General features: G+C 44.6%; 18 protein-coding genes. 2 read left to right on the top strand and 16 right to left on the bottom strand.

Going from position 1 to position 22188, the window contains the following annotated elements; genetic code table 11:
- Position 1 precedes the first annotated feature (1 nt).
- From lapB to tig, 12 genes are all read right to left on the bottom strand, one after another.
- Positions 2–1171, bottom strand: coding sequence for a lipopolysaccharide assembly protein LapB (gene lapB / locus EXZ60_RS02355; protein WP_026028046.1), 1170 nt, complete (start codon positions 1169–1171; stop codon positions 2–4).
- A 19-nt stretch (positions 1172–1190) separates the two neighbouring features.
- A complete protein-coding gene (locus tag EXZ60_RS02350; RefSeq protein WP_017044598.1) occupies positions 1191–1466 on the bottom strand; it encodes a lipopolysaccharide assembly protein LapA domain-containing protein in 276 nt (91 codons plus the stop codon).
- Between the two features lie 141 nt (positions 1467–1607).
- Positions 1608–1892, bottom strand: a complete 285-nt coding sequence (gene ihfB, locus EXZ60_RS02345) for an integration host factor subunit beta (RefSeq protein ID WP_010317449.1) — start codon at positions 1890–1892, stop codon at positions 1608–1610.
- Positions 1893–1968: 76 nt separating this feature from the next.
- A complete protein-coding gene (rpsA, locus tag EXZ60_RS02340; protein ID WP_013857179.1) occupies positions 1969–3639 on the bottom strand; it encodes a 30S ribosomal protein S1 in 1671 nt (556 codons plus the stop codon).
- A 103-nt stretch (positions 3640–3742) separates the two neighbouring features.
- Entirely contained in the window at positions 3743–4423 is a 681-nt protein-coding gene (gene cmk / locus EXZ60_RS02335) for a (d)CMP kinase (RefSeq protein WP_013857180.1), read from the bottom strand.
- Positions 4424–4586: 163 nt separating this feature from the next.
- Positions 4587–4886 carry a ComEA family DNA-binding protein gene (locus EXZ60_RS02330; protein ID WP_017044597.1) on the bottom strand — a complete coding sequence of 100 codons (300 nt, stop codon included), beginning with the start codon at positions 4884–4886 and terminating at the stop codon, positions 4587–4589.
- Between the two features lie 136 nt (positions 4887–5022).
- On the bottom strand, positions 5023–6882 hold the full coding sequence (gene ppiD, locus EXZ60_RS02325; protein ID WP_277435224.1) for a peptidylprolyl isomerase: 1860 nt from the start codon (positions 6880–6882) through the stop codon (positions 5023–5025).
- A gap of 157 nt (positions 6883–7039) precedes the next feature.
- Positions 7040–7312, bottom strand: coding sequence for an HU family DNA-binding protein (locus EXZ60_RS02320; RefSeq protein WP_026027116.1), 273 nt, complete (start codon positions 7310–7312; stop codon positions 7040–7042).
- 195 nt (positions 7313–7507) lie between these two features.
- Positions 7508–9859: an endopeptidase La gene (lon, locus tag EXZ60_RS02315; RefSeq protein WP_088728763.1), complete on the bottom strand. Its 2352-nt coding sequence runs from the start codon at positions 9857–9859 to the stop codon at positions 7508–7510.
- A 120-nt stretch (positions 9860–9979) separates the two neighbouring features.
- Positions 9980–11260 carry an ATP-dependent protease ATP-binding subunit ClpX gene (clpX, locus tag EXZ60_RS02310; protein WP_013857185.1) on the bottom strand — a complete coding sequence of 427 codons (1281 nt, stop codon included), beginning with the start codon at positions 11258–11260 and terminating at the stop codon, positions 9980–9982.
- Positions 11261–11343: 83 nt separating this feature from the next.
- Positions 11344–11970 (bottom strand): ATP-dependent Clp endopeptidase proteolytic subunit ClpP, encoded by a 627-nt coding sequence (clpP, locus tag EXZ60_RS02305; protein WP_010317461.1) that lies wholly within the window; start codon positions 11968–11970, stop codon positions 11344–11346.
- 105 nt (positions 11971–12075) lie between these two features.
- On the bottom strand, positions 12076–13377 hold the full coding sequence (gene tig / locus EXZ60_RS02300; RefSeq protein WP_013857186.1) for a trigger factor: 1302 nt from the start codon (positions 13375–13377) through the stop codon (positions 12076–12078).
- A 585-nt stretch (positions 13378–13962) separates the two neighbouring features.
- On the opposite strand from tig, the gene EXZ60_RS02295 reads away from it, so the two are divergent.
- The gene (locus EXZ60_RS02295) at positions 13963–15750 is read left to right on the top strand and encodes a sensor histidine kinase (RefSeq protein WP_277435223.1); all 1788 of its coding nucleotides are present in this window, start codon (positions 13963–13965) and stop codon (positions 15748–15750) included.
- A 49-nt stretch (positions 15751–15799) separates the two neighbouring features.
- Positions 15800–17140 (top strand): sigma-54 dependent transcriptional regulator, encoded by a 1341-nt coding sequence (locus EXZ60_RS02290; protein ID WP_047690794.1) that lies wholly within the window; start codon positions 15800–15802, stop codon positions 17138–17140.
- Between the two features lie 49 nt (positions 17141–17189).
- On the opposite strand, the gene EXZ60_RS02285 is transcribed toward EXZ60_RS02290, so the two are convergent.
- From EXZ60_RS02285 to EXZ60_RS02270, 4 genes are all read right to left on the bottom strand, one after another.
- Positions 17190–18551, bottom strand: a complete 1362-nt coding sequence (locus tag EXZ60_RS02285; RefSeq protein ID WP_013857190.1) for a TRAP transporter large permease — start codon at positions 18549–18551, stop codon at positions 17190–17192.
- 3 nt (positions 18552–18554) lie between these two features.
- The gene (locus EXZ60_RS02280) at positions 18555–19241 is read right to left on the bottom strand and encodes a TRAP transporter small permease (protein ID WP_094165740.1); all 687 of its coding nucleotides are present in this window, start codon (positions 19239–19241) and stop codon (positions 18555–18557) included.
- 133 nt (positions 19242–19374) lie between these two features.
- Positions 19375–20370, bottom strand: a complete 996-nt coding sequence (locus EXZ60_RS02275) for a TRAP transporter substrate-binding protein (protein ID WP_064624926.1) — start codon at positions 20368–20370, stop codon at positions 19375–19377.
- 462 nt (positions 20371–20832) lie between these two features.
- Positions 20833–22086, bottom strand: a complete 1254-nt coding sequence (locus EXZ60_RS02270; protein ID WP_094149799.1) for an ABC transporter substrate-binding protein — start codon at positions 22084–22086, stop codon at positions 20833–20835.
- Between the last annotated feature and the right edge of the window lie 102 nt (positions 22087–22188).

Genomic DNA, 22188 nt, shown 5'->3' with positions numbered 1-22188 from the left:
TCTATTCACCATCCAAACCACGGATAGGTTTAATTGAACCCCAATTCTTACATGATGGGCAGTGCCAGTAGAGAGAATGAGTTGAGAAACCACACTTTCTGCATCGGTAGTGAGGTTTTACTTTTAGTTGCTCACCTACCAATTTTTGCAAGGTCGACAAGCTCTCTTTCGCTCGACCTTCCTCTGCTTCGATGAGATGGTAGTCAATTAAACGGTAGAAGCCCTTCATGGTCGGATTTTTAACCAATTGCCGTGTCAAAAGTTCCTGTGCTGCTCCAGCACCATCATGTTGTGCCACCAACTGTGCGAGCATCAGTTCAGCTGACACTCCAGCTTCATTGATAATGCACTCGCGTAAAAACTCAACAAGTTCACCCTCTTTCCCAATATGGTGATAGCACTCAGCAAGCGTAGGCAATACCTCGCCGATAAAATCAATGTCCTGCTCCAAGACCATTTGCATATACTGGATTGTATGACGGTAGTCATCATTTTCAAGATACAGCTTACCTAAAGAGATCGTTGCGCGTACACATTTCGGATCTTCAGACAGCGCTTTTTTAAGATATTGAATCGCTTTGCTATCGCGTCCTTCAGCCTTCTCTTGCATTGCAAGTTCACACCAAAAATGGGCTATAACACTGTGCATCCTTTTTCTGCCTAATTTTACCAACGCATAAGCGTAATCGATAGCTTTATGCCACTCTCGAGTCTGTTGGTAAATAGAAACCAATTGTTGCAACGCCGCTTCTTTGTGTTCGGGCTCTTCAATCAGTTGTTCAAATATTTTTTCAGCGCGGTCGAGAAAACCTGCCACCATATAATCTTTTGCCAATTGTTGTAAGGCGAGATTTTTTTGGTCAATAGTAAGACTTGAACGAGATATGAGATTTTGATGGATGCGGATAGCACGATCAACCTCTCCTCTTGAACGGAATAAGTTGCCCAGCGCTAAGTGGGTGTCAATCGTTTCATTGTCTACTTGGAGTAGCTCGATAAAATGGTCAACGGCCTTATCTGATTGATCAGAAAGCAGTAAGTTAAGACCCGTCACATACTGACGAGAAATTTGGTGAGAGTGTTTCTGCTTGTCTTGCTGAGCACTACGATTTCCCATATACCAGCCGTAGGCGGCGGCAATCGGTAATAGCAAGAAGAGAATTTCTAACATCAAGTCAGCCTTTATTTCACTACGCTTTACTTGTTACAGAGCTGTTCTCTGCTGTTTGCTTTTTCAGTTGCTTATTCAACTTTCTAACTTGCAACTGAGACTTGAAGTAGAAGCTACTGCCAAGCAAACAAGCAAGTAAAAAACCAGAGACAAAGACAGTGCCAAGTAAAGTAGACAGGTGAAATTCGCCTTGAGCGATCAAATAGTTAAACGTCACAACTGCTTGATTTTGAGCCCCTAATGCTAAAGCAATCAAAAAAAGTGCAAGAATTAGAACGATTTTTATAATTTTCATATGCCACTACCTATCCAGTATTGATCTGGTCTGATTATGCAGGAAAATGGCCTTACAAACCATGTCTATTATGGATTCCTTTCTTAAAAAAACGGCATACTTAAACTGTATGCCGTTTTTTAGAATACTCTCTAAATCGCTTTAGATATTCTCATTAACTCGCTCACGTAACTCTTTACCTGGCTTGAAATGAGGGACGAATTTGCCATCCAACACCACTTTATCACCGGTTTTAGGATTACGACCTACTCTAGGCTCACGATAGTGCAAAGAGAAACTACCAAATCCGCGAATTTCGATTCGCTCTCCGCTTTCTAAAGTTGATGCCATATGTTCAAGAATATCTTTCACAGCGTCTTCAATTTCTTTAGCAGATAGGTGCGTTTTCTCAGCACAGAGTCTTTCTATCAATTCAGACTTAGTCATAGTTTCCCTCATTACTTATCAAAGTAGGCACTAACTGAAAAAAAAGGAGCCTTACGGCCCCTTTTAGCGAGTTAGATTATTCGCCTTTAGCAGCCTTGAATGCATCAGCCATAGCATTACCAAACGCACCTTCATCAGCTTTGTTCAGAGTAGCCATTGCTTCTTGCTCATCAGCTTCATCTTTAGCTTTGATAGATAGGTTGATTACGCGGTTTTTACGGTCTACACCAGTAAATTTCGCTTCAACGCTGTCACCAACGCTTAGGACTAGAGACGCATCTTCAATACGGTCACGAGATGCTTCAGAAGCACGGATGTAACCTTCAACGCCGTCTACAAGTTCAATTGTAGCACCTTTCGCGTCAACTGCAGTAACAGTACCGTTAACTAGAGTACCTTTTTTGTTATCAGCAACATATGCGTTGAACGGGTCGTTTTCCATTTGCTTAACGCCAAGAGAAATACGCTCACGCTCTGCATCTACTGCTAGAACAACTGCAGAGATTTCATCGCCTTTCTTGTAATCACGTACCGCTTCTTCTCCAGGAACGTTCCAAGAGATGTCAGATAGGTGAACTAGACCGTCGATGCCGCCGTCTAGACCGATGAAGATACCGAAGTCAGTGATAGACTTGATCTTACCAGTAACTTTGTCGCCTTTAGCTTGCGCTTCAGCGAATGACTGCCATGGGTTAGCTTTACACTGTTTAAGACCTAGAGAGATACGACGACGCTCTTCGTCGATATCAAGAACCATAACCTCAACTTCGTCGCCAACATTAACAACTTTAGATGGGTGGATGTTCTTGTTAGTCCAATCCATTTCAGAAACGTGTACTAGACCTTCAACGCCTTCTTCGATTTCAACGAAGCAGCCGTAGTCAGTTAGATTTGTTACACGGCCAGATAGTTTATGACCTTCTGGGTAACGCTTAGCGATAGCTACCCATGGATCTTCGCCAAGTTGCTTAAGACCTAGTGATACGCGAGTACGATCACGATCAAACTTAAGAACTTTAACTAGGATTTCGTCACCAACGTTAACGATTTCTGATGGGTGTTTAACGCGTTTCCAAGCCATATCTGTGATATGTAGAAGACCATCAACACCACCAAGGTCAACGAATGCGCCGTAGTCAGTAAGGTTCTTAACGATACCTTTAACTTCAGTGCCTTCTTGTAGAGTTTCAAGAAGTTCGTCACGTTCAACGCTGCTTTCTGATTCGATAACAGCACGACGAGAAACAACAACGTTGTTACGTTTCTGGTCTAGTTTGATAACTTTGAACTCTAGCTCTTTGTTTTCTAGGTGAGTAGTGTCACGGATAGGACGCACGTCAACAAGAGAGCCTGGAAGGAAAGCACGGATACCGTTTAGTTCAACAGTGAAGCCACCTTTAACTTTACCATTGATAATACCAATAACAGTTTCAGCTTCTTCGTAAGCTTTCTCAAGAACGATCCAAGCTTCATGACGCTTAGCTTTCTCACGAGAAAGTTGAGTTTCACCGAAACCATCTTCAACAGCGTCTAGAGCAACGTCTACTTCAGAACCAACTTCAACTTCAAGTTCGCCAGCAGCGTTCTTGAACTGTTCAGCAGGGATAGCAGACTCAGACTTAAGACCAGCGTCAACAAGAACGAAACCATTCTCGATAGCGACTACAGTACCTTTAACGATTGTACCTTGTTGAAATTGTGTTTCGTTTAAAAACTCTTCAAAGAGTTGAGCAAAAGATTCAGTCATTTATTTAATCTTCAATAATTAAACTTCCATGGGTATCCTACCGCATGGGGTTATTAAATTCGCCAGTCATCATCCTTGCGACCGACGCTCTTACCTAGCAGAACTACTCTGCCAGCTTAGATTCTACGTATTGTAATGCTTCTTCTACAACTTCGTCGATAGACATTGAGGTTGAGTCAAGCAATAGCGCATCCTCTGCAGGGCGTAATGGGGCCACTGGGCGGTTACGATCTCGGTCGTCACGCTCTTGGATCTCGCTTAAAAGGGCGTCAAATTTAACATCTAGCCCTTTGAGTTGCAACTGCTTAAAGCGACGTTGGGCTCGCTCTTGCGCACTGGCATCGAGGAATATTTTCACTTCTGCTTGAGGAAACACAACGGTGCCCATATCACGTCCATCAGCAACCAGCCCCTGCCCTTTCGCAAAGGCTCGTTGGCGACGTAATAATGCCTCACGAACTCTAGGCAATGCCGCTACTTTTGATGCCGCCATTCCTGTCTCTTCTTTGCGCAATTCTTTCGATACGTCCTCACCTTCAAGAATCACTCTAACCAAGTCGCCTTCTGCGATAAATTGGACATCTAAATGTGTCGCCAGAGGAACAAGCGCTTCTTCCGACTCCGTATCCACACCGTGGTGAATCGCCGCCAATGCAAGAACGCGGTAAATAGCTCCAGAATCGAGCAAATGAAAGCCTAATTTCTTAGCCAACAACATACAAAGAGTGCCTTTACCTGCACCACTTGGTCCATCTACGGTAATTACCGGAGTGTGAGAGGACATGATTTACTCCACTTAGTTTTTATGCGGCTTGCTTGCTCGCTTTTGTCGGCGACAAATTATAGTGCTTATCCGTTACAGGCGCTAGGAAGGAATGGTGATATGACTGAAATTTCACAGTGATACAAGCGTCGCTTTTAGGGGGCGACGCTTTTGATAGAGACTTTTATAAAATGATACGCTCAGCGTTTTGCCTGACAGTAGCGGCACCAATGCCTTTCACCAAGCTCAGATCTTCTTTGGTTTTAAAATCGCCATTTTGTTGACGATATTCAACAATCGCTTGTGCTTTTTTAAGTCCAATACCTTTTAACAAAGTAGCAATTTCCTCAGCGGAAGCCTGATTTATATTAACCGTAATTTCAATGCCTTGGTGCGTTTCTACCACCTTTTCTTCTGCTAATGTCGGTGAAAGAGGCAATACGATACTTAGAAGTAACAACCCGAGTTTTGTTTTCAATTTCATATGAACATTTCCTTGTTTATTAATGGGTACCAATATTAATTGAGCTTGGAAATGAGAGGGAATCAAAAAGGTAGAAATTGAAATGGGCTGCATAAGCAGCCCATTTTGAGTTTCATATCAATTACATTACTAGCCTTTATTGGCTCACAACATAATATTCAATGTCTGTATTTTTACGCAAAGTTGTAAGTATCGCAGCCAAATCACGTTGGCTACCGATGCGCTCTAACTGAGCCGTAATTTGATCGTTGTACTGAGGTGTGACTTTAGCCTCAACCTTATGTAGTTCAACAAGAACAATATCACCGTTCATTGCTTTCGCTTGACCGTAAACCACACTATCTGTAGCGGGTTTAGGGAGAGAAAACACCGTACTCGCCAATGGAGAGCTACGATCCATCATTTCCAAGTCAGCAAATTTTAACCCACGCTGTTCCAATAAGGATTGGTCACCTTGCTTTAGGGTATCAATCAATTTTGTGGCTAACTCAATCGCTTGTTGTTCGCCTTTGACTTTAGAAAGCTGAGCAACCACTTGCTCTTTCACTTCAGCCAAAGGAAGAACTATTTGTTCCCGAGCATCATCAACACGAACAACGATAACGTGTTCTGGGGCAACTTCTAATACCTCAGAATTGAGCCTATCTTCTTTTACCTCTGGGCTTAGAATAGCTTGAAGAACAGCTGGATTTTTAAGAATTTCAGGCGCATCTTGCTGAGAAATAAAATCGGTTTTCTGAATCTTAGCTGAGATAGCTTTTGCTGCTTCATCCAGAGAGTCAGGTGATTCAAATGCCACTTTTTCTAGCTTAGTCTGCAACTCATAAAACTGATCAGCGGCCTTTTGGTCTACCATTTCAGCTTTGATTTCAGAGGCAACCTGTGCGTAGGGCTGTGCGATAGGAGCTTTAACATCATCAAGACGGATAATGTGATAGCCAAATTCAGATTTAACCAACCCTGTGATATCCCCTATCTGTTCGATAGCAAAGGCTGCTTGTTCAAAAGCTGGGTCCATCACATCATGTTCAATCCAACCTAGCGAACCACCCTCTTCTGCACTTCCTACGTCTTCTGATTTTTCTTTCGCTAAAGTCGCGAAATCAGCGCCAGCATTCAGTTCATCGAGAATCGCCTGCGCTTTAGTTTTATCATCACCTTGAACCAAAATATGGCTTACTTTACGCTGTGCTTGAGTGGAGTATTTGTCTAAATGCTCTTGGTAGTACTGCTCGGCCTGTTCATCAGACACTACAATTTGGTCTTTCAATTGTTGGGCAGAAAGCTCGATATAAGCCACTTTAACCTGCTCTGGACGGGTATAGCGCTCTGCATTTTGTTGATAATATTGAGTAATTTCTTCATCACTCAACTCAACATTTTTAGCAAAGTCGCTGAGTGACAATGTGAGCGCACGGATATCACGGGTTTGAGAGATCAGTTCACTTTGCTGATTAACCTCACCCTGCAACGTAAATTCACTACCTTGGATAGCACTAAGTAACTGGTTACGGATAAGATCGCGACGTAGATATTCTGCAAAGCTTTCAGCAGAGAAACCTGCACGGCGAAGAGCCGCTTGATAGATTTCTTGGTCAAACTTACCGCCAGTCTGGAATTGAGGCATGTCTAAAATCATTTTACGAACCTGATCATCGCTCACTCGTAAACCTAGTGATTGTGCATGCTGCTCCAACAATAAATCGTTAACCATACGATCAAGCACTGACTTACGAAATGACTCGACATACTGAGGATCAGCGAGCAAGTTAGCAAAATAATCCCCTAATTGGGATTGCATGCGATTGCGCTCGTTCTGGTACGCTTGTTCAAATTCACCACGGCCAATCTCACTATTGCCAACTTTAGCCGCAGCATTACTGCCACCGCTGACCAAGTAGCTACCGACACCTGCGAATACGAATGATAAGATAATCATTCCTAGAATAATTTTCACCGCGATGCTGTTCACGCCTTCGCGTAATCGATCCATCATAATCTAACTGCTCTCCGGATAAGAAGCTTCACACTTCAGCCTAAAAATTGAATAGCGCGATAATATCAGAAAAAGAAATGCGCATCAGTAGGATGCGCATAATTTCAAAAGGTTCGAATTAATTTTGCGCTTAAGCCGCAAAAAATAACGATTTTGATTAGTTGCAAGCGTCTTTAAGCGCTTTGCCTGCTTTGAAAGCAGGTACTTTTGCTTCTGCGATTTGGATCTCTTCACCCGTTTTAGGGTTACGACCCGTGCGCGCTGCACGAGTGCGAACGCTAAATGTACCAAAGCCAACAAGCGCTACTTGATCGCCAGATTGAAGAGTGCCACTAACGGCTTCGATGAATGCATCAAGAGCACGGCCTGCCGATGCTTTAGAGATGTCAGCGTTTTCTGCGATTTTTTCTACTAATTGTGTTTTATTCACTGTGATTCCCCTTTGCGTCACCCATTATTATTTTTTAACGGTGACTTTTCGTTCCATTAAGTTCCCAAACTAGCTTGAAGCCTTATTACATCTGGGCTGCAAGCTATAGGGGCTTACGTTAGCGCCCAAAAAAAACGCTGACAAGCCTTTTTAAGCCTATCAGCGTGATCTTTTACTTATTTTTGCTGCACATCACTATTTTTTAGCTTCAAATTCAACCCCAGAAGGGTCTCGTTCAAGTGCGATCTTCAAAACTTCATCAATCCATTGAACGGGAATGACTTTTAGATCAGCAATCACATTTGCAGGGATCTCTTCCAAATCACGCTCATTCTCTTTTGGGATCAATACGGTAGTGATACCACCACGATGTGCTGCGAGCAGTTTTTCTTTCAAACCACCGATAGGTAATACTTCACCACGCAACGTTATCTCACCCGTCATCGCGACTTCCGCTTTCACAGGATTACCCGTCAAGCTAGAGACAAGCGCCGTACACATAGCAATACCCGCGCTTGGGCCATCTTTTGGTGTTGCGCCTTCTGGCACGTGAACGTGAATGTCGCGTTTTTCATAGAAATCAGCGTTAATCCCTAATTTCTCGGCGCGTGCGCGAACCACCGTCATCGCAGCTTGAATGGATTCTTGCATCACCTCGCCCAGAGAACCAGTTTGCGTCAACTTGCCTTTGCCAGGCATTGATTCGGTTTCAATAGTCAGCAAATCACCGCCTACTTCTGTCCATGCTAAACCCGTAACTTGGCCAATTTGGTTACTGTCGTCGGCTTTGCCAAAATCGCAACGTTGCACACCTAGAAACTCTTTTAAATTCTCTTGGTTGGCTACCACGGTTTTTACATCTTTATTCAACAAGATTTTCTTAACCGCTTTACGGCAAATTTTTGAAATCTCTCGCTCTAAGCTTCGTACGCCCGCCTCACGCGTGTAATAACGGATAATACCTATGATGGCTGAATCTTCGATAACAATTTCATGAGGCTTCAAACCGTTCCGCTCAACTTGCTTAGTCACTAGATGGCGTTTCGCAATATTCAGCTTTTCGTCTTCTGTGTATCCAGAAAGGCGGATAACTTCCATACGGTCAAGCAGCGGGCCTGGGATGTTCATTGAGTTTGATGTCGCAACAAACATGACATCAGACAAATCATAATCCACCTCTAAATAGTGATCGTTAAAGGTGCTATTTTGTTCAGGATCAAGAACTTCCAACAATGCGGAAGATGGGTCACCACGCATATCTGAAGACATTTTGTCGATTTCATCAAGCAGGAAAAGTGGGTTTTTCACGCCAACCTTTGCCATTTTTTGAATCAATTTACCCGGCAGAGAACCAATGTAAGTACGGCGGTGACCACGAATTTCTGCTTCATCACGCACTCCACCTAACGCCATACGGGTATATTGTCGACCTGTTGCCGCCGCTATCGAGCGGCCAAGAGACGTTTTACCAACGCCCGGGGGACCAACAAGACACAAAATTGGCCCTTTCAGCTTGTTGATACGACTTTGTACCGCGAGATATTCTAAAATACGCTCTTTGACACGATCTAAACCGTAGTGATCGGCATTTAAAATCTCTTCAGCTTTTGCCAAATCTTTCTTAACTTTTGAACGTTTTGCCCAAGGAACATTGACCATCCAATCAATATAGCTACGCACAACGGTTGCTTCTGCAGACATTGGAGACATCATCTTTAATTTCTGTAGCTCTTGTTCCGTTTTTTGGCGCGCTTCCTGCGGCATTTTGGAATCGTCAATCTTCTTCTTCAGCATTTCAAATTCATCAGGTGCATCATCCATCTCACCTAATTCTTTCTGAATCGCTTTCATCTGCTCGTTGAGGTAATACTCACGCTGAGATTTTTCCATCTGCTTTTTAACGCGACCACGAATTCGTTTTTCAACCTGTAATAGGTCGATCTCCGCTTCCATTTGTCCCATTAAAAATTCCAAACGTTCACTGACATCAACAATTTCGAGAACTTTTTGTTTTTCAATCAATTTCAATGGCATGTGAGCGGCGATGGTATCAGCCAAACGCGCTGCTTCATCAATCCCATTTAACGACGTTAATACTTCAGGCGGGATTTTCTTGTTGAGTTTGATAAAACCATCAAATTGGTTGATTGCGCTGCGAACGACGACTTCCTGCTCTTTATCATCCAACTCAGGAGTGACAAGATACTGCGCTTCTGCGGAGAAAAATTCACGCTCGATGAAGCGATCAATTTTCGCTCGCTGTTGGCCTTCAACCAACACTTTCACGGTACCGTCAGGTAATTTCAGAAGTTGTAAAATCGTTGCAACTGTCCCGACTTCAAAAAGATCTTCAATTTTCGGTTCGTCGGTTTCCGCTTGCTTTTGTGCCACAAGTAACACTTGCTTGTTGTTATCCATCGCCGCTTCAAGGCATTGGATGGATTTTTCTCTGCCAACAAACAAAGGAATGACCATGTGAGGATAAACCACCACGTCACGTAGAGGTAGTACGGGGATCTCGATACGCTCGGAACGTTCCAAGTTCATATTATTCTCTCTTCCGCTTCAACTGATTACCGAGTATATGGGGGCTAACTCACTGGATTCAATAACAGAATAAAAAAAAGGAGGTATTTGCTACCTCCTTTAAATATTTCTGATTGAGATTTACTCTGCGCCAGCCGCTTGGCTCTCATTTCCGCTGTAAATTAGTAGCGGTTGTGATTCACCATTAATAACTGATTCATCGATAACCACTTTGCTGACATCGTTTACCGATGGCAGTTCATACATGGTTTCGAGTAGTACACCTTCCAATATTGAGCGTAAACCACGTGCGCCCGTTTTGCGGTTCATTGCTTTTTTTGCAATGGCGCGCAATGCGTCTTCACGAAACTCTAGGTCAACGTTCTCTAACTCAAACAAGGCTGCGTACTGTTTCGTCAGCGCGTTTTTCGGCTCACACAGGATTTGAATCAGTGCTTCTTCATCCAGCTCTGTCAAGGTAGCCGTTACGGGAAGACGACCGATAAATTCAGGGATCAACCCATATTTTACCAAATCTTCAGGCTCTACTTGATTGAACAACTCACCGATAGTTTTGGTTTCATCTTTAGAGCGAACTTCCGCACCAAAGCCAATACCTGAACCTGTCGCAACACGTTGTTCAATCACTTTATCTAGGCCCGCAAATGCACCACCACAGATAAAGAGGATTTTGGATGTGTCTACCTGTAAAAACTCTTGTTGTGGATGCTTACGGCCACCTTGCGGCGGAACCGAAGCGATAGTGCCTTCCACCAATTTCAACAGCGCTTGCTGAACCCCTTCACCTGAGACATCTCGGGTAATTGAAGGATTTTCTGCTTTACGAGAAATCTTATCAATTTCATCGATGTAGACGATACCACGTTCCGCTTTTGCAACGTCATAATCACATTTTTGCAGCAGCTTTTGGATGATGTTTTCAACATCTTCGCCGACATAACCTGCTTCAGTTAATGTGGTGGCGTCTGCCATTGTGAAAGGTACGTCTAGGAAACGAGCTAATGTTTCTGCAAGCAGTGTTTTACCACTACCTGTTGGGCCAATAAGAAGAATATTACTCTTACCTAACTCAACCCCATCGCTCGTTTTATCACCGTTTCGTAAACGCTTGTAGTGATTATATACGGCCACTGCGAGCACTTTTTTTGCATGTTCCTGGCCAATCACATAGTCATCAAGATGTTCACGGATCTTATGCGGCGTAGGTAACGCCTCAGATTCCTTTTTTGGCAGAACATCCTTAATCTCTTCACGAATGATGTCGTTACATAAATCAACGCATTCATCACAGATGTAAACAGAAGGACCGGCGATCAGCTTGCGAACTTCGTGCTGGCTTTTGCCACAGAAAGAGCAATACAACAGTTTACTACTACCGCTCTCTTTGCTTTTGTCTGTCATTCGCTAACCTCTTAGCCTTTACTTTTAATCGTCTGAGTGTAACTCAAATTACGCCAAAATGCGTTAAACAATTCTGAGAACTGTTATTCGCCGCGGTGACGCAAGACTGCATCGACTAAACCGTATTCCACAGCTTGGTCAGCAGACATAAAGTTATCACGGTCGGTATCACGCTCGATAACTTCAAGCGGTTGGCCTGTATGCTCAGCAAGCAATTTGTTGAGTTTTTGCTTGATGGTAAGGATCTCTTGAGCATGGATCTGGATATCCGAAGCTTGGCCTTGGAAACCACCTAACGGCTGATGAATCATCACGCGTGAGTTAGGCAACACATAACGTTTCCCCGGAGCGCCACCAGCCAATAGGAATGCTCCCATTGAACAAGCTTGGCCCATACAAACAGTGCTAACATTCGGCTTGATGAACTGCATGGTGTCATAAATTGACATACCAGCAGTCACACTACCTCCTGGCGAGTTGATGTAGAGGAAAATATCTTTATCAGGGTTTTCCGATTCTAAAAACAACAGCTGCGCTACAACAAGGTTAGCCATGTGATCTTCAACTTGACCCGTTAAGAAAATCACTCGTTCTTTGAGTAGGCGAGAATAAATATCGTATGAGCGCTCACCGCGGGAAGTCTGCTCAACCACCATGGGTACTAGCGCGTCAAAAATTGGCGACATTGCGTTTTTTTCTTGGTAGCTCATATTGTTATGTCCCTAAAATAAATGGCCCGAATGATGGGTATCACACGGACCATTGTTAGCAGAATAGTTAACCTGTAGTCAACCACATATGCTACATATTGCTTATTAAGCAGGTTGCTGGTTCATTAGCTCATTGAAGCTAACAGCCTTTTCAGAAACCTGTGCTTTAGCAATGATCGCGTCGATTGCTTGCTCTTCTAGAGCAAGGTTACGCATGTTGTTCATCATTTGCTGATTTTGAGAATAGTATGCCATTACTTCAGCTGGATCTTCGTACGCTGTTGCCATCTCTTCGATCAATGCTTTCACTTTATCTTCGTCAGCTTTTAGCTCTTCAGACTTGATCACTTCACCAAGAAGTAGGCCAACCACTACGCGACGTTTTGCTTGTTCTTCAAACAATTCACGTGGTAGTTGAGCGGCCGCTTCTGGGTTACCGCCAAAGCGTTGCGCAGCTTGTTGACGCAGTACGTCGATCTCTTGATCGATCAGTGCAGAAGGAACATTGATATCGTTCTCTTTTACTAGACCTTCAATCGCTTGCTCTTTAATGCGGTTTTTTACTGCTTGCTTAAGTTCACGTTCCATATTCTTGCGAACTTCAGCTTTCAGCGCTTCAACGCCACCTTCAGCGACACCAAATTTGGCAACGAACTCGTCGTTTAACTCTGGTAATTCACGCACTTCAACTTTGTTGATTTTAATTGCGAATTTCGCCGCTTTACCTTTTAGATTTTCCGCGTGGTAATCTTCAGGGAAGTTAACGTCGATTTCAAATTCCATACCTTTGGTTTTGCCAACGATACCGTCTTCAAAACCAGGGATCATGCGACCTGCACCCATTTCTAGAGGGAAGTTTTCAGCTTTACCGCCTTCAAACTCAACGCCATCAATAGAACCAACAAAATCGATCGTCGCGCGCGAACCCGCTTCCGCAGCTGCGTCTACTTCTTTCCACGTTGCTTGTTGCTTGCGTAACGTTTCTAGCATCTCAGCAACGTCTTCTTCCTTCACTTCAACCGCTGGTTTTTCAACAGTGATGTTTTCTAGACCTTTTAACTCAACTTCTGGATATACTTCAAAAGTTGCATTGAAAACAAGGTCTTGGCCTTCTTCGATAGAAACTGGTGCAAATGTTGGTGCGCCTGCTGGGTTGATTTTCTCTTTTACGATAGCTTCAATGAAGTGGCGTTGCATCACTTCGCCCATGACGTCTTGACGTACCGCTTTACCGTACATTTGCGCAACCATTTTCAAAGGCACTTTGCCTTTGCGGAAACCATCGAAACGACGATTCTTAGCGATATTGCGTAGCTCTTTTGTAACTGCATCTTCGATGTTAGCAGCAGGAACAGTAATATTCAGACGGCGCTCTAGGCCTTCTAGCGTTTCAACAGTAACTTGCATTATTTATAAACCTCAAAACTGGCCCAGTATTTCTGAGCAATATGAGCCGCAACTTAGGCGATGCCTTGTGCTTGGCTGCATCCTTGTGTTGTGCTCTATCCGAACACTTATATTAAAACCAGCATCAACATTGGCCAAAAGAGCCAATATTGGACTAATAAGCGATATCTTTAGAGACTCTAATGCATCACAAAAGGTATCTCTGATTAGTCTCAGGACAGAAAATTTAGACGCGACATTCTACCGACCAGAATCAGTGCTGTCGAGCCAATCACCGCAGAGAGATGATTCCGTACCCTAAATTGCTTTCTAAGTGCTAAAAATTCCACCAACGTGAAAAAGCACAGTTTTGAAATGGGGACAATAAAGGCTTTTTCAAGGGAATCGAGGCTTTTTTTACCCCAAAAGCGTAAAAAGAGATCTTGCTCCTGTTTTGCACCCCACAATTGCGCTCTTTTTAAACATCACCCAAAGGAAAACCAGTAGAATTATGAGTCAATGCTGGGAGCATTATCAGAAACTTGCAAAAATGAATATCTCTCGCAAAAGAACTGCCCTTGTCGCGCCGCTGAACATGGAGAAAGGATGCTACATATTCGCCGAGTAAACCTTATTTTTGTAACGTTATTCCTTTTGTCTACAGCGGCTGGGGCGCATTTTGTTTGGCGACACAACTACCAAAGTTTATTGATTGAACATCAAGCTCAGCTAGAGCGATTCTCTAGCCACATCACCACAAAACTTGATAAATATGCACATATCCCAAGATTGCTAGCCAAAGATAAAGAACTCATTGACGCTTTACACAGCCCCAGCAATAGCGCCCAAATTGAAATCACTAATCGCTATTTAGAGCAGGTCAATGAAGTGATTCAAGCCGCTGACACCTACCTCATCGACCAATATGGCAACACGATCGCAGCAAGTAACTGGCACCTCACTCATTCATTTATTGGCCGAAACTTCGCTTGGCGGCCTTACTTTAAAATGGCCATAACTGGGCAAGAGAGCCAATATTTTGCGTTAGGATCAACATCGGGGCAACGAGGATATTACTACTCCTACCCTATCGTTTATGCCGCGGATGTCATTGGCGTAGTGGTAGTGAAGATGGATCTTTCCGCGATTGAGGAAAACTGGCAGAGCAAACAAAGCTATTTTGTCGCCACCGACAACAACAACATTATTTTCATGTCCAGCCAACCGGAGTGGCTGTTTAAAAGTGTTACCATGCTGAGCGAAAGCGATCGAATTGCGGTTCAAAATAGCCGCCAATATCTTGATACCTCCATTCGCTCACTCGGATTGATCGGCGATTTCAACGCATCCGTTGCCGAATGGGAAAATCCTTATCAAACTTGGATTAAAGGCGATTTCATCGTTTCAACCAAACCGCTGCCCAGTATCGGGCTCAACATTCGGGTTTTATCGCCCAAAATAAACATTTTCTGGGATAGCTTTGGATTTACTCTGATCAACAGCATGCTGTTTGCCATCGTCTACCTAGGGCTATTACTGGTTCATCACCGCCAACTCAAACAGCGCCAAATCGAACAGTTACAGTCTGAAGCAAAACAAAAATTAGAGTTTCTGGTGATGGAGCGAACCTCTGCACTGCACGCGGAAATTGCGGAGCGAAGTAAAACAGAGAGCATGTTACGCCAAACTCAAGATGAATTGATCCAAGCTGCGAAACTGGCTGTGCTTGGGCAAATGTCCGCCAGTATTAGTCACGAGCTGAATAATCCACTGGCCGCTATCCGCAGTTTTGCCGACAATGGGCGGCGTTTTTTAGCCAATGGTAAGCCGGAACGGACCGATGACAACTTGACTCGCATTTCAGCGCTCACCGAACGCATGGCTAAAATCAGTGAACAGCTCAAATCGTTTGCGCGAAAAAGTAACACCGATGAGAAAGTGAACGCGCAATTATTACCGATTATTTTGTCGACAAAAGAGTTGATGCAACCGCAATTTAAATCGAATTTGATTCAGTTTGAGATGGAATTACCCGCGATGGATCTTTGGGTGCGTGTCAATCCAATCCAACTAGAACAAGTCTTGATTAACTTGCTAACCAACGCGATGCAGGCCCTTGAGGAACAACATCAAAAATGCGTTCATTTGAGCACTGAGTGCAAGGCCTCTCAAGTGTTGATCCATATTGATGATAACGGCCCGGGAATTACACAAGAAAAAATAGCCCATCTTTTCGAACCGTTTTTCACCACGAAAAAAAATGGCTTAGGCTTAGGCTTGTCGATTTCACAGCAGATAATACAAAGCATGGACGGTGAGTTAACGATGGCCAGTTCACCGCAGTGTGGGGCGCGATTTTCAGTCTCTCTACCGATCGTTACGCCAAGCGCGTGATTTACAGACAAAGTATGGTTTAAAGATAAAAAGCAGTTAAGGACAACCAATGTGTGATGTATTTTTTATCGATGATGAGGCGGATATCCGTATCGCCATTGCGCAAAGTTTCGAGCTCGCCGACCTCACAGCGCGGTTATTTTCCAGTGCGGAAGAAGCCTTACTGGCGGCCAAAGCCGACGGGCTGCCTCTTGTGGTGGTGAGTGATATTTGCTTACCTGGCCTCAGCGGCCAGAGCTTACTCAACTCGATTCATCATCAAGATGCTGAGGTCCCTGTTATTTTGATCACAGGACATGGCGATATTTCGATGGCCGTACAAGCGATGCACGATGGCGCATACGATTTTATCGAAAAACCTTTTGCTACTGAACGCTTGATAGAAACCATCCACCGCGCGATAGAAAAACGCCACTTAACGTTAGAAAATCAGCAGCTAAAACGCAGCTTAAAAGCGAGCCAAACTCTTGGACCACGCATTATCGGTAATACTGGCAACATCCAAGCGTTAAGGGACACCATCACTCATGTCGCCGACACTCAGGCTGACATTCTACTGTTTGGCGAAACTGGCACAGGAAAGGAGCTGGTTGCTCGCTCGTTACATGAGCAGAGTTCTCGCCGCGAGCTCAATTTCGTCGCACTGAACTGCGGCGCAGTGCCTGAAAATTTGATAGAAAGTGAACTTTACGGCCATGAAAAAGGCGCCTTTACTGGCGCTGAAACCAAACGCATTGGCAAATTTGAACATGCACAAGGCGGCACCTTATTTCTGGACGAGATTGAATCAATGCCGATGCAGGCGCAAATTCGTTTATTACGCGTATTGCAAGAAAGAGTCATTGAACGAGTTGGGTCCAATACCTTGATTCCTCTGGATATTCGAGTCATCGCCGCAACAAAAGTCGATTTAAAGCAAGCAGCTCAAGCAGGAACCTTTCGTCAAGATCTCTACTATCGCTTAAACATTGTCACATTAGATATTCCACCACTTCGCCAACGTAAAGAGGATATTCCTGCACTTTTCCATCACTTTTTGTTAGTGGCCGCGGCTCGTTACGGTAAAGCGGCAACCGCACTCTCTCAACCTGAAATGCAGCGCTTAATCAGCCATGACTGGCCGGGAAACGTGCGCGAACTACGCAACGCCGCAGAGCGCTATGTGCTATTGGGGAAACTGGCTCAGTTAGGCGACAGCGAGCCATCACAAAAATTACCCACCCATTTAGTCGAACAAGTGGCCGAATTTGAAAAATCCGTGATCGAACAAGCATTGATTGAGTGTGGTGGGCGTATCAATGAAACAATGGAAAGGCTCAACGTACCGCGTAAAACGTTGTACGACAAAATGCAGCGTTACGGATTAGACAAAGAGCTCTATAAAATATAGAGCTCTAATAACATGCCGCAGCCATAGAAATTTCAGGTCAGCATTTTGGTTACTTAGTGATGATTTCCGGCCCCATTAAGGTGGTTGGTAACCAAGTGGAAATCCAAGGCACGTAGGTCACAATCATCAAAAATAGGAACATAATCGCCACCCACGGTAGCGCCGCTTTCACCACATTCATCATCGACATTTTGGCTACCCCTGCGGTGACAAACAAGTTTAACCCGACGGGCGGTGTGATCATCCCTATTTCCATGTTCACCACCATCATGATCCCAAGGTGAATGGGGTCAATACCGAGTGCGATGGCGATGGGGAAGACCAATGGAGCAACAATGATCAGCAGCCCTGATGGCTCCATAAACTGACCACCAAGTAGCAGTAATATGTTGACTACAATCAAAAATGTTATAGGCCCGAGACCGGCGGAAAGCATCGATTCAGCAATAATTTGCGGAATGCGCTCTTCGGTCAGAACATGTTTCAATATCAATGCATTGGCGATAATAAACAGCAGCATGATGGTCAGTTTACCTGCATCAAACAAAGTCGCTTGCGTATCTTTATGGAAAAAGGCTTGCACGATTTTGACCAAGGCAGGTTTGGTATTTTCTTTGTCGGCGAACGGCCCCATATCTTTGTAAACAAAATTGGCAATCAAGAAAGCGTATACCGCTGCCACCGCAGCCGCTTCGGTTGGCGTAAAGATACCACCGTAAATCCCGCCGAGAATGATCACCACCAGCAACAAACCCCAGCTGGCATCTTTGGCGGCGAAGATCGCTTCTTTCCAACCCACAAAAGGTTGTTTCGGCAGGTTTTTAATTCGTGCAAAAATATAGATAGCAACAATCAGCATCAAACCCGCTAATAAACCTGGGATCACACCGCCTAAAAACATGCGCCCTACCGATACATCGGTCGCGGCTGCGTACACGACCATTACAATCGAAGGTGGGATCAAGATGCCCAATGTGCCAGCATTACAAATAACCCCCGCAGCAAACTCTTTGCTGTAGCCATTTTTAACCATTCCGGCAATAACAATACTGCCGATCGCCACCACTGTCGCCGGTGAAGAACCTGACAGCGCCGCAAACATCATACAGGCCACTACCGAAGCAATCGCCAGCCCTCCCCGAAACCAACCCACCATAGCGATAGCGAAACGGATAATCCGTTTTGCCACACCTCCGGTTGACATAAAGCTGGAAGCCAAAATAAAAAATGGAATTGCAAGCAAAGTGTAATGGCCTTCAAAAGCGTTAAACAAGGTTTGAGCCACTGACGCTAAAGAAGTATCGGAGTGCCAAAGTAGGAACAGAACGCTGGATAATCCGAGCGAGATAGCAATGGGTACACCGACTAACATAAAGCCGATGACCATAACAAACAGCAGTAAAATATCCATGAATTAACGCTCCTTGCGAGAATCAATAGGCGGGGTCGCTTCGCGGTTCGGCTCTAATATGGTCTCGCTCACTTGTGCCATTTCCGCTTTCAGCGCTTCAAGATCTTCCTCGGCTTCATGGCCAGAAATCATTCTGTCTAACTTACCGCTGAGAATTTGATAGGCGATTTGTAAAAAGCGAAAAGTGAGTAATCCCATCCCGATAGGCAATGCCATGTATGGAATAAAGCGCGGCATTTTTTCATAGCGCTCCCCTTCATTGAGCCAATCGGAGAGAAATTGCAGCATTTCCGGCATAGGAATATCGTCGGTTTCATACCAAGCACGCTCAGTCGCAAACGGATACCAGTAATTCCACGAACCGATGAGCAGTAAAATAGAAAAGGTTAAACAACAAGCCACCGCGACCAGTGCAGACACTTTTCGCATGGTTGCAGGCACCATGTTAATGACCACATCAACTCCGATGTGAAAGTGTTTCTTTACCCCATAGGACGCACCAACCAGTACCATCCATGCAAACATGAACACGGTTAATTCCAATGCCCATAAAATGTTGCCGTTAAAAACATAGCGATAAACAACGTTAACGAACGTTAATAAGGTCATCGAGCCCAAGAAGAATGCAATCAGCATTTCTTCAATCGCATCGGTAAATCGGCCGACTTTAGAGAAAAAAGAGTGTTCCATGTGATACATCGCTCTCATAGTAATTATCGGAATTGGCTCAAGGTCACCGCACGGCTTCAGGTTAGTTATCAATGAGACGAGCAATAAACGCGTTGAGTCCAACCCCACCACGCAAGGTGGGGTTGGAGGCTGATTATTTGTTTGAAGCCAGCGCTGCCTCAATCAAATCTGAACCGATGTCTTTTTCAAATTTCTGCCACACAGGCTTCAGCGTTGTAACCCATTGCTGGCGCTGTTCAGGTGTGAGAGTGCGGATCACGCCTCCGGCTTCCAACACGTATTGTCTATTTTGGAGCTCGACTTTATTTGATTCCGCATTACGCGCTTCCGTGACTTCTTTTAAAATGGTCGCGAACTGGTCACGCACGTCGACTGGTAGGCTGTCCCACCACTTGCTCGATGTCACCACTAGGTAGTCCAAAATGCCGTGATCGGTTTCGGTAATGCCATCTTGCACTTCAAAGAATTTCTTACCGTAAATGTTGGACCATGTATTTTCTTGACCATCAATAACTTTGGTTTGCAAACCGCCATACACTTCTGCAAAAGACATTTTTTGCGGGTTTGCACCAAGCTGCTCAAACTGAGCCACCAGTACATCAGATGCTTGCACGCGGAACTTTAATCCTTTTGCATCCGCCGGAACGAGTAGAGGTTTATTGGCTGACATCTGTTTCATACCGTTATGCCAAAACTCCAACCCTTTCACACCACGACGTGTCATTGAATTTTTCAGTTTTTCACCGTCAGCTGAGTTTTGGAAACGGTCAACTGCGTCCACATCCTCAAATAGGAATGGCAGGTCAAAAATACGGAATTTTTTGGTGAATTTTTCAAATTTTGATAATGAAGGCGCCGCTAGCTGCACATCGCCGTTTAGCATGGCTTCCAATACTTTGTCGTCATCGTATAAGGTTGAATTAGGGAAAACTTGTAGGCAAGCCTTACCATTCATCTCCTTATTAACACGCTCTTCAAGCAGCGAAGCCGCAATGCCTTTAGGGTGCTTATCTGTATTCGTGACGTGGCTAAACTTAATGACGATTTCGCCGGGGTCGCAATTTGCGGCCGCATTAAAACTGGTTACAGCAAGAATGGAAGCGGTCAGCAAAGTCAGTGGCTTTAACATTATTATTCTCCTTGATTGAACATATCAGCCCCATCAATGGGTGCTGGTTGTTTTCTATAAGGCAATTAACAAGCCAACATGACACATTCCATTAACAAGCCAGTAACCATAAGGTGTCACCAGCTATTCAGTTAACAACAACCCATAGAATCTTATGATAGAAAGCAAAAATGGGTAGAAAATGACCCAAGGAATATGAATTTTGGGTGGGAAATGACACCCAGCTAAATCCATCAAAGGGCGGCGATGAGAATGACAAAAAAATGTGAAACAGGAAGGAAGCGCACCCTCCGCCCAAACAGCAAGCCTAGTTTGGGCACTCCCCCCGAGCTCTTTATCGGAGAGCGCGCTAATTGGTTAGAACCGACAGATTATGTTAGTAGCACACTGAAAGTGGTGTGCTACAAAAAAGAAGAGGGTGAGCAGGCAGGCTAAAAAACCTACCCACTCTGGGGGTTAGGGCTACATCGCAGCTTTCACCGCTTTCGCTAGTTTTTGTGCTGCTTGTTTTGGATCCGCTTTTGGATCATTGAAGAAGTTCGTTACGACATCAAAAATCGCGCCTTGGGCATAGCTGGTTGTCGACATACCATGGGCAATACTGGGCACAAGGTTGTTGGACTTAGCCGTCGCTTTAAAGGCCGCCATTGAGTCCAACGCGCACTGGTCAAATTTTGACATATTCATATCTGTGCGTACCGGAATCGAGCCTTTGTTGAGGTTAAATACCTCTTGGAATTTAGGATCTAGGATCGTGGCGGCTAGCGCTTTTTGCGCCTGCTTATTGTCCGCATCAGTTAGCTCAAAAAAGACAAAACTATCGACATTATGGATAAATTGATCGGCCGTACCTGGCGCGGCCACGCACAGGTAATCTTTACCCGCAACTTTACCCGCTGCGGTAAACTCACCTTTTGCCCAGTCGCCCATGATCTGCATCGCCGCTTCACCATTTATCACCATTGAAGTCGCAACGTTCCAATCACGACCCGGAGAGTTAACATCAATGTAGTCATGAACTTTTTTAAACTGGCTGAACACATCAACCATTTTGTCGCCCGCGAGCACAGCCATATCGAGCTCAACAAACGCTTTCACGTAATCTTGTGAGCCAAGAACGCTCAACGCCACCGTTTCAAAAACCGTCGCGTCTTGCCAAGGTTGGCCACCGTGCGCCAGTGGCACATAACCCGCGGCTTTGATCTTATCGCCCGCAACAAAAAACTCGTCTAACGTAGTTGGCACTTTAGCACCCACTTTAGCCAGTACCGCAGGGTTAACCCACAACCAGTTGACGCGATGCACGTTAACTGGCACGGCCACATACTGGCCATTCCACTTCATGACATTGGTGATCATCGGTGGTACGACTTCATCCCAACCACCCTGTTTGGCTACATCATTAAGATTCGTGAGAAAACCAAGCCCCGCCCATTCTTGAATATCGTGCCCTTTAATTTGAGCCGCCGACGGTGGGTTACCCGACACCGCGCGCGTTTTCAATACCGTCATGGCACTTTCACCACCACCACCTGCGACAGCGAAATCTTTCCAACTATGGCCTTGCTGCTCCAACATTTCGGTGAGCACAGCTATCGACTTGGCTTCACCACCGGAAGTCCACCAATGGAGTACTTCCACTTCACCAGCGTGAGTCGAAGGAATGAAAGAGGCAGAGAGGAAAGATAAAGCAAGCAGAGTGTTATGGAATTTCATCATCATCTTCCTTGGTTTTGATTCGGCAAACCTGATTCGCAAACTTTTATTAACCATTAAAGTGCTGATCGTTTACCTACTAGTCTAATCAAAGAAAATTTT

Source organism: Vibrio sp. 1151_11, from assembly GCF_029478525.1.
GTDB lineage: Bacteria > Pseudomonadota > Gammaproteobacteria > Enterobacterales > Vibrionaceae > Vibrio > Vibrio anguillarum.
Note: the sequence above shows the minus strand (reverse complement) of the source record. Positions and strands in the feature narration are given on the sequence as shown.